The sequence below is a fragment of the Nocardia asiatica NBRC 100129 genome (genome assembly GCF_000308415.1).
Classification (GTDB): domain Bacteria; phylum Actinomycetota; class Actinomycetes; order Mycobacteriales; family Mycobacteriaceae; genus Nocardia; species Nocardia asiatica.
This window is the reverse complement of sequence record NZ_BAFS01000191.1, coordinates 19479-28577: the sequence shown is the minus strand read 5'-3', so window position 1 is coordinate 28577 and position 9099 is coordinate 19479. Positions and strand designations below refer to the sequence as shown.

5 protein-coding genes and 1 pseudogene are annotated in these 9099 nt (G+C 68.4%); 3 read left to right on the top strand and 3 right to left on the bottom strand.

The genetic code is table 11. The annotated features are described in order from the left end of the window. Together ON27_RS18425 and ON27_RS18420 are read right to left on the bottom strand one after the other, a co-directional pair. A pseudogene (locus tag ON27_RS18425) lies at positions 1-359 on the bottom strand (amino acid permease); the annotation flags it as partial. Between the two features lie 120 nt (positions 360-479). Continuing rightward, positions 480-1349, bottom strand: coding sequence for a helix-turn-helix domain-containing protein (locus ON27_RS18420; RefSeq protein WP_043728641.1), 870 nt, complete (start codon positions 1347-1349; stop codon positions 480-482). Positions 1350-1932: 583 nt separating this feature from the next. Here ON27_RS18420 and ON27_RS18415 point away from each other — a divergent pair. From ON27_RS18415 to ON27_RS18405, 3 genes are all read left to right on the top strand, one after another. Beyond that, positions 1933-2604: a PAS and ANTAR domain-containing protein gene (locus tag ON27_RS18415; protein WP_043728638.1), complete on the top strand. Its 672-nt coding sequence runs from the start codon at positions 1933-1935 to the stop codon at positions 2602-2604. Positions 2605-2918: 314 nt separating this feature from the next. Next, positions 2919-4031, top strand: a complete 1113-nt coding sequence (locus ON27_RS18410; protein WP_043728635.1) for a terpene synthase family protein — start codon at positions 2919-2921, stop codon at positions 4029-4031. A 118-nt stretch (positions 4032-4149) separates the two neighbouring features. Beyond that, the gene (locus tag ON27_RS18405; protein WP_245560003.1) at positions 4150-5442 is read left to right on the top strand and encodes a GGDEF domain-containing protein; all 1293 of its coding nucleotides are present in this window, start codon (positions 4150-4152) and stop codon (positions 5440-5442) included. A gap of 12 nt (positions 5443-5454) precedes the next feature. Here the strand turns inward: ON27_RS18405 and ON27_RS18400 are convergent, their stop codons facing one another. Next, positions 5455-8877, bottom strand: coding sequence for a serine/threonine-protein kinase (locus ON27_RS18400; protein WP_043728632.1), 3423 nt, complete (start codon positions 8875-8877; stop codon positions 5455-5457). Between the last annotated feature and the right edge of the window lie 222 nt (positions 8878-9099).

Sequence of the window (9099 nt, the reverse complement as noted above, 5' to 3'; positions counted from 1 at the left end):
AACGCCCGCGAGGCCGTCGACGCGGAGGTGATTCCCGAGCTCATCACCGCGAAGGCGACCATGAAGGTGAGGAAATGGATGCCGAAGGCCTTGTGCGTGTAGAGGGCGGCGCCCGCGGCGTGCGGATACTTCGTGACCAGCTCGAGGTAGCTGAAGCCGGTGATGAGCGCGACCAGGAACGCCACCAGGAACGGCACCCACACCGCCCCGCCGACCTCGTTGGCCACCTTTCCGGTGAGCGCGTAGATGCCGGTGCCGAGAATGTCGCCGACGACGAACAGCAACAGCAGCCCCGGCCCCATCACCCGTTTGAGTCCGGGCCCGGATTCGGATGTCGGATGGACAGTGACGTCGGACATGCGTCCTCCCCTCGGCAGTAAGGGCGAGGGTACCCACTCCGCGGCGGAATAGTCGTTCGACCGAGCCGTTTCACGCGCCGATCCCCGGTCTCCGTCGCGGCGCGCCCGCTCGGGCCGCGGCTAATCCATCCGGTCCATCCGGCGCGCGGCCTCCACGATCATGGCCGCGGAGTCGCGCGGGCTCAGCGCCATGGCGCGCAGCTGGTCGAAGATGACCCCGAAGCGGCGGATCTCGGTGTGGCCCTCGATCAGTTCGTCGCCCGCGATGCCTTCCACGTAGACCAGTTCCGGGTCGGCCGGGTCGGGGAAGTCGAGCAGGGTGAACGAGCCCGCCATCCCGGGGTGCGCACCGGCGTCGAACGGCAGTATCTGCAGGATCACGTTCTTGCGCTTGATCTCCTGCAGCAGCCGGTCGAGCTGGCCCCGCATCACCGCCGGGCCGCCGACGGTGCGCCGGATCGCGGCCTCGTCCATCACCACCCACAGCTCGAGCGGGTCTTCCTTGGTGAGGTTGACGGCGCGATCCATCCTGGCCTTCGCCCTGCTCTCCATGACCGAAGCCTCCAGCTTCGGCATCGAGGTGTCGATGACCGCGGTCGCGTACTCGTAGGTCTGCAAAAGCCCTGGGACGATGGAGGTTTGGTAGTGCCGGGCCGACAGCGCCTCGGACTCGAAGTTGATGTAAGCGGCGTACACCTCCGACACGCTGCCCTCGTAGGCGCGCGACATGCCGGGCTTCAGCGCGTCCGACAGCAGTTCCAGGGCGTCCTCGCGCTGTTCCTCACCGATGCGGTACAGGTCGAGCATCGCCATCAGGGTGCGACGCTGGGGACGGGCTTGGGCGGTCTCGATCCGGTACAGCGTGGTGACGTTGATCCCGGTCTTCGCGCTGACCTCTTCTTTGCTGAGCTGGGCGTTCTCGCGCATCTCGTGCAGCATTGCCGCCAACCGCCGCAACCGGACGGTCAGGACGGTGCGCTTGCCTGCCATCAGTACAACCCCTTCGGTCTGCGCACTGGCTGCAACGTGTTATGACCCTTGCCCACGTATGCGGCCTATGTGCAGCGGATCTGTGCCGAGTGTGGGCACAGCAACAGAGACTACCTCCCGTGATCCACGTTATGGTCGGTGTTTTCGAGGGTGATTGCGTCAGCCGCGCAATCTTGCGGGGGGAACCCGACCGGCTGTTCGGTGGAAGCGGCCCGCGAATACTCGCGGACCTGCTCGGCGGCATTCGGCGGACGGGGGGAATGCCGCAGGCGAGCGCGATCGCCCGCGGGTTCGCGCCCCCGTCGTGGTTGCCCTCGCGGCGTGGACGGAAGCACCCGCGATCCGGCGCACCCTGCATCGGCCGGTCGCTCACGCCGGGCTCGGCGGCGGCAGTGTCCGAGCGCCGCGGCCCGCAGGCTATTGCGGGTTGATTGCTGACGTATCACTGTCATCGTCTTTTGGTCGTTTTTCATAGGTAGACAGCGCTTTGATGTGGATGCGGAGAGTTTGCCACAATTCGATTTCATTCCGTGTTCCGCGCCGTCGCCCACGGACGCCGATGGATAATGACCGCGTGACGAGGATGGATCACCTGACGCTGCGAAGCGCCTCCGCGATCGAGAGCGTCTTCGCGGGCACGCCGCAGAGCATGGGTGCCTTCCGCTTCTGGTTCGAGGATCAGCGCTGGGAATGGTCGAACGAAGCGGCCGCCATATACGGCTACGCCGAGGGCGGTGAGCGACCCAGCACGGAGCTGCTGCTCGCGCACAAGCACCCCGACGACCGCGCGCCGGCCGACCCGTCCGTCGCCGCCGCCGTGCGAACCGGGGAGCCGTTCTGTGGCCGCCACCGCGTCATCGACACCGCCGGGCGAATTCATCACGTCATCGTCGTCGCCGACCGCATGCTCGACGAGCAGAAGTCGGTGGTCGGCGCCCGCGGCTATCTCATCGACGTGTCCGAGACTCTCGAGGAGAACCGGCAGGAGATCCTCGATGACACGCTGCCCGAACTCGTCGAGTCGCGTGCGGTGATCGAGCAGGCCAAGGGTGTGCTCATGCTCGTGTACGGGATCAACGCCGAACAGGCGTTCCGGGTGTTGCAGTGGCGCTCCCAGGAGACCAACATCAAGCTGCGAACGCTGGCGCGGCAACTGGTCGCGGAGATTCCCGCGATGGGTGGCGGTCCGGCCGCGCAACGGGCCCGCTTCGATCATCTGCTGCTGACCATGCACGACGTCGCGCCGTCGAAGTGAGCGCGTCCTCGCTCGCCGTGTCGCGTCGTTGACCGGATACCTCGGGCGTTCGACTGTCGAACTCGGCGACATTCGAGCCGGGGTGGGTCGCGTGTCCCAGACGGGCCGCTTGCCTGGATGGGTCACGGCGAGCGCGCGCCGTGGCATCAGGTTCGGTGGTGAACTCGCCGTTTGCCGTGCTGCGACGCCAGATCCCGCGTGCGCCAACGCTATCGGGCGAGCGGAAGTTGCGTGATCTTCGCCCTTCGATCGATCCCACTCCCGATAAGTCGGAGACAATTCATTAGAAGTCACCATAGTGGGAGGAAGTCGTTGTGGTCAGTGAGTACACATCGGCACTCGAGCAAGAAATCGTCACCATGCGGGGGCAGCACGAGATGTTGCTGCGGGACGGGCGCCAGTGGTCGTTGCGCGAGATGTTCGGCACGGCCGACTGGGACATCGTCGATTACTGCCGCGATTTCCGGCCCAATCGGTTCGGTGCACAGGCATGCGCGGAGGTCGAGCGCTTCTGCCGCGCCCACGGCATCTGGCTCGAGCCCGCGGGACCGCACTACAACAGCATGACGCCCTATCTGCATCCCGGCGCCGTGAGCGCGGAGCGGATGACGATCATCGGTCTCTACAACGCGATCCTGTTCTGGCTCAACGACACTGTCGGCCGGGAGAAATTCGGGCACCTCGGCGACGACGAGCAGCGACGGGCGCGCGTCGCGATGGAGCGGCTGTGCGTGCTGCTGCGCACCCGCTCGGCGCCCGCCGACCCGACCCCGTTGGAGACCTCGACGTCGGCGTTTCTCACGAGGCTGTCCGCACTCGCGGACCCGGCCTGGCTCGACCGGTTCATCGAGTCCACCATCGAGCATCTGCGGCCCGCGATCCAGGACCAGAACGCCCGGGCGCGCGGTGGACTGCTCGGCGTCACCGAGTACATCGATCTGCGAGCCCAGGTCTCTGGCATGTATCCGGCGATCGCGCTGTGCGAGTTCGGCCGGGACGATTACCTGCCGTGGGACCGGATCGGGCACACCGAACTCGCCGGAGACCTCCGGCGGCTGCGGGTGCTGACCGTGGAGATCGGCGCGCTGATGAACGACGTGTTCTCCTTCGAGAAGGAGTGCATCGTCGACCTCGCGGATTTCAATCTGATCCCGGCGGTGTTGCTCAACCATCCCGGATGGTCGCTGGAGGACGCCGTGCGCGGCGCCACCGAGATCGTGCGCGCGCGGCTCGCGGAATTCCGGCAGGTGAGCGCGGCCGCGGACGAACGATGCGCGCGCCTGGCCGCGGAAGACGCCGCTGTGGCGGCCACCGTCTCGACGCACATCGCCGATTTGATCGCGTGTGTCCAGGCGACTTGGGTGTGGCAAGTGGAGACGCTGCGGTACAAAGGTGCGTCGATATTCCGGGAGAACGGGCTGAGATAGGCGCGCCACCCTCGCCACCCCTGGGAATGCTTCCAGGCGGCAGTACTCGACGGTCCGGAACTTGTGTGGATACGATGCGTCGGGGGCTATCTCCGGCCTGAACGGTGAGGGGGTTGCGGTGGAACAGATCGAACTCGCCTCGATGGCGAACTTGTGGTGGCGCGCGTTGCAGGCCGTCGTCGCCGAGGGGTCCGTGTCCGTCCCGGACCCCGAGCTCGTGCTGCTCGGCCTGGTCGAGGAGTTGGTCTGCGCCCTGCGAGCCGAACCCTTCGACGCCGGCGCCGGCCTGCGCGTCGGCGCGGCGCTGGCCTCCGCCGGGCTGGTCGGTCCGGCCGTGCCGATCGCGTCCGCGCAGGTCCTCTACGGACTGGCCGAGCCGGGAGCGGCCCCGGATCACGGACGGCGGCTCGCGGCGCTGCTGGCGGCGGTCGGTCAGGGACACGAAGCGCAGTCCCGCTCGGAGGAGGTGGCGGCGATCGACGCGGCCCGAGCGGCCGACGAACGGTTCCGGGTGGTCTTCGACAACGCGGCGATCGCGATCGCCATCGGCGACACCGACGGGACGCTGCTGGACGTCAACCGGGGCCTGGCCGAGATGATCGGCGTCCCGGCCGAGACCTTGCGCGGCGTGTCCGTCTACGACTTCGCGCACCCCAACGACCGCGAGGGCATCCGCACACTGGTGTACGACAAGCTGGTCCCGGCCGGAAAGGGCACGGTCAAACTGGAGCAGCGGATCCGCCGCGCCGACGACAGCTACGGCTGGGCCTCGTTCGCCATCACCTTCGTCAAGGGTGTCGACGGACAGAGCGACTATCTGCTCGCGGTCGGCGAGGACGTCACCGAGCAGCACCGGATGCGGGAGGAACTGCACCGGCAGGCCCGGCACGACCCGCTCACCGGACTGCCGAACCGGCGGCATCTCATCGAGCGGATCGACGCGATGATCGCGGAGGCCCGCAACGGAGACCGCGCGGGACTGTGTTTCGTCGACATCGACCGCTTCAAACACGTCAACGACCGCTACGGCCACGGGACGGGTGATCAGATCCTGACCGCGGTGGCCGGTCGCTTGCAGGACAGCGTGCGCGGCTCCGGGTGCCTGGTCGCCCGCATCGGCGGCGACGAGTTCGTCGCGCTGATCCCGCCGCCCGCCAGCGACCACCGGGTGGCCACCGTGGCGAACAGTCTGCTGGAGGCGCTGGTGGACCCGATCACGGCTGGTGATCGGCGACTACGCATGTCGATCAGCATCGGCGCGGTCGTCACCGCGGTCGCGGGCGCGGACGCCGAATCGCTGCTCGATGCCGCCGACACCGGTCTCTATCGGGCGAAGGCCGACGGTAAGGGCCGGTGGGTGCTGCACATCCTCGACACCGACACCTCTCGCGGTCCGCAACCGGTGGTGTGAGCCGCGCTCGCTTCAGCGGGCCAGCAGTCTGTGCAGGAATGCGGGCGGCACCATCGGCCATTCCTCGTGCCAGCGGCCGTCACGCAGGTCGTAGTGCACGCTGTGCAGCAGAGACATGATCCAGGGGCCCTCGTCCAGCAGCGGCCGGACGAGACCGGCGTCGGCGTACCTGGCCACGACGGGGACCAACTCGTCCTTCGCCGCCTCGGTCTTTCCGGCCGCCGCCAGACAGGTGGCGAGCAGCAGGGACGCCTGCGCAGCGGCCCGGGGTCGCCGAACGGCGTCTATGGAGTCCCGTAACTGCTGGGCGCGCGCCACCGCGGCGGCGACCCGTTTGGCGGCTCCGGACCGCAGCAGCATCCGGATCGCGGAATCCTCCCGCAATTCCGCGGCCATCAGGGCGATGCCGCCTTCGCCGGCCGGCGGTTCGGTGACGTAGGTGGCCGTCAAGCCGAGCCGGACCTGTTCGTTGGCGACGCGGGTGGCAAGGCGCGGCAGTTTCAGGGCCCGGGCCACTTCGGCGCCCTCGTCCAGCCGCCGTGCCGCGGACCCGAGATCGCCGCGCAGCGCTTTGATCCGGGCGCCGGTGGCGTAGTTGGCCATCAGGAAGTCGACCGGGCCGCCCTCGATACCGAGGCGGCCGGCTTCGTCCAGCAGCCGCTCGGCCACCGCGACCTGGTCTCGTTCGTAGAGCAGTTCGCCGAGCAGGGCGCCCGCCAGACGAGCGGCGTAGGACTGCGGGCCCGAGCAGGCGGTGGCGAGTTCGAGCGCGGTGCGGAAGCTGCGCTCGGCCGCCGCGATATCGAGTTCTTCCCGTGCCGCGATGCCCACCAGGCTGTGGCTGTACATGAGGATGAACGTGCTGCGGGTCTGCTGGTAGAAGGGGGTGGCCCAGTCGTGCCATTCCCGCGCCCGCTCGTAGTCGAATCGGCTGATCGCGGAGAACGCGGCGAGGTTCGCGGCGGCGCACAGCGCCCACGGCCCCAGCGTGTCGGCCCGGCCCAGGCATTTGCCGACCACCGCGTCCACGCCCTCCGGGCGGTCGGCGAAAGCGCGTTCCACGCACTCGATCAGGTCGGCTTCGAGCGCGAGATCGGGATCGGCGGCCTCGGCCTTGGCCAGCGAGGCCCGCACCAGCCGCAGGGCGGCGTGCAGTTCGGTGGGCTGGCGCAGCAGTGCGTTCGTCCAGGCCACGCCGACCTGCAGCCGAGGGCGGGCGGCGGCGGCCGCGGGCGGGAGCTTGGCGACCAATCCCAGAAACGTCGCGAGCTGGGCGTCCTGCACTAGATCGCGGGATTTCGCCTCCAGGATGCCGACGGCCTTCTCCTCGTCGCCTGCGGCCAGCGCGTGTTCGATGGCTTCGCTGAGCATCCCGTGGTCGGCGAACCACGTGGCCGCAGCGCGATGCAGCTCGGGCACCTGCTCGCGCTGATCGCGTTCGAGTCGCCTGCGCAGGAACTCCGCGAACAGATGGTGGTAGCGGAACCAGTCGCCGTCCTCGTCGACGCGACGCAGGAACAGATTGCGGCGTTCCAGATTCTCCAGGACGGCCTGCCCGTGCGGCCGTCCGGTCATGGCCGTGACCAGACTGCCGGAGACGCGTTCCAGCAGCGAGGTTTTGAGCATGATGTCGAGCAAATCGGGCTCGACGGTGTCGAGCACGTTCTCGGCCAGGTACTCGGCGATCGCGTGGTGGTGGCCGGACAGGTGAGCGATCAGCGAGGCCGGGTCGGGGCGCTCGCGCAGCGACAGCGACGCGAGTTGCAGGGCCGCCGCCCATCCCTCGGTGTAGTCGCGCAGCTCCGCGCTCTCGGCATCGGCCAGGGTGAGCCCGGTCTGCTCGGCGAGAAAGGCCCGTGCCTCCTGGGCATCGAAACGCAATGCGGCGGCGTCTATTTCGACGAGGTCGTGACGGACGCGCATGGTGCCCAGCGGTAGACTCTCCAGCGATCGGCTGGTCAAGATGATCTGCAGGTGGTGCGGGCCCTGCTCGATCAGGTAGTGCAGGGCGTCGACGGCCGCGGGATCGGTGATCCGATCCCAGTCATCGATCACCAGGGCGAACCGTTCGTCGCGTTGCCGAATGGTGTCGATCAGCGTGGTGAGCACGTAGCGTGCGGCGGCGTCGTCGCCCTCTTCGAGAATGGGCGCCAGGTCGGGCGCCAGCGCGGGGACCACGCGGTGGAACGCTTCGATCAGGTGTGTCAGCAACCAGGCCACGTTGTTGTCGTCGCGGTCGGCGTTCAACCAGGCCACCGCCACCTTGTCGGTCTCGGTGAGGCGCTTGGCCCACTGGGCCGCCAGCGTGCTCTTGCCGAACCCGGCCGGGGCATGGATGACGACCAGCCGCGGCCGTGGTTCGGTTTGCAGCGCGTTGATCAGGCGGTCGCGCCGGACCAGCGGTCGCGTCGGCATCGCGGGGCGGAACTTGGTCTCGGGCGTCGGCGGCGTCTTGGGATGGGGAGTGGGGAAACGCGCGGTGGCGGTCATCGGGCGCGTGCTGAGGTCTTCCGGCGGCGGGTGGTCGGCGGCGGGCAGCGTCATGTGCTCGATCGGCATGTCGTTGCCGCGCTGGACCGCGCGCAGCATCTCACCGAACGCGGCGGCCGAGGGCGGCCGGTCGGCGGGATCGTGGGCCATGGCGGCCTCGATGGCGGCGGCCACGTCGTCGGGGATGCCCTCGAGCCGCAGATCGGGCAGCGGGTCGGCCGCGATGCGCAGGAACTGGGCGACGATCTGCTCGCCGGAACGGCGCTCGTACGCCGCGTGCCCGGTGATCATGGCGAACAGCGTCGCGCCGAGCCCGTAGACGTCCGAAACCACCGACGGGGTGCCCGAGCGCAGCACCTCCGGCGCGGTGAACGCGGGAGAACCGGTCACCACTCCCGTGGTGGTCTCGAAACCGCCCTCGACCCGGGCGATACCGAAGTCGGTCAGTTGGGGTTCGCCGTAGTCGGTCAGCAGGACATTGCCCGGTTTGATGTCGCGATGAAGGATCCCCGCGCGGTGCGCGGTCTCCAGGGCGCCGGCCAGTTTGACGGTGATCCCGATCGCGTCGGGCAGCGGCAGGAGACCTTCGCGGCGGATGCGGTCCTCCAGGGAACCGTGCGAGTGAAACGGCATCACCAGGTAGGGACGCCCACTGCGGGTGGTGCCCACCTGCAGGATCGGCACGATGTTCGGGTGCCCGGACAGGGCTCCCATCGCCTGCTGCTCGCGCAGGAAACGTTCGACGTTCTCCGGCTCGAGGTCGGGCCGGGCGGTGAGGACCTTGACCGCGACACTGCGATTGAGCGCCCGCTGCCGACAGCGGTAGACCACGCCGAATCCGCCCTTGCCGATCACTTCGGGGTCGTCGAGACCCGCGCCCTCCAGTTCCTGCTCGATTCCTGGGGGCCGATCGTGCTGGGTGGCGAACGGGTCCGAACCGGCCATGGTCCTGTTCTGTGTCGGAAGTCGGTGGTTCTGCGGTCGATACCCAGTTTATGCCCGGCGAACCGTCGCCCATATTATTACGGTTGATATAGACAGCATGGTTAGGCACATAATGCCGCTTTGTTGCGCTTCCGTGCAGCAGGTTGCCGACGCGAGTCCGCAACATCCCTCGCGCACTCGGCGGCATGTTCGCCTCGCCGCGAGGGCGGGGATTCGAAGGCA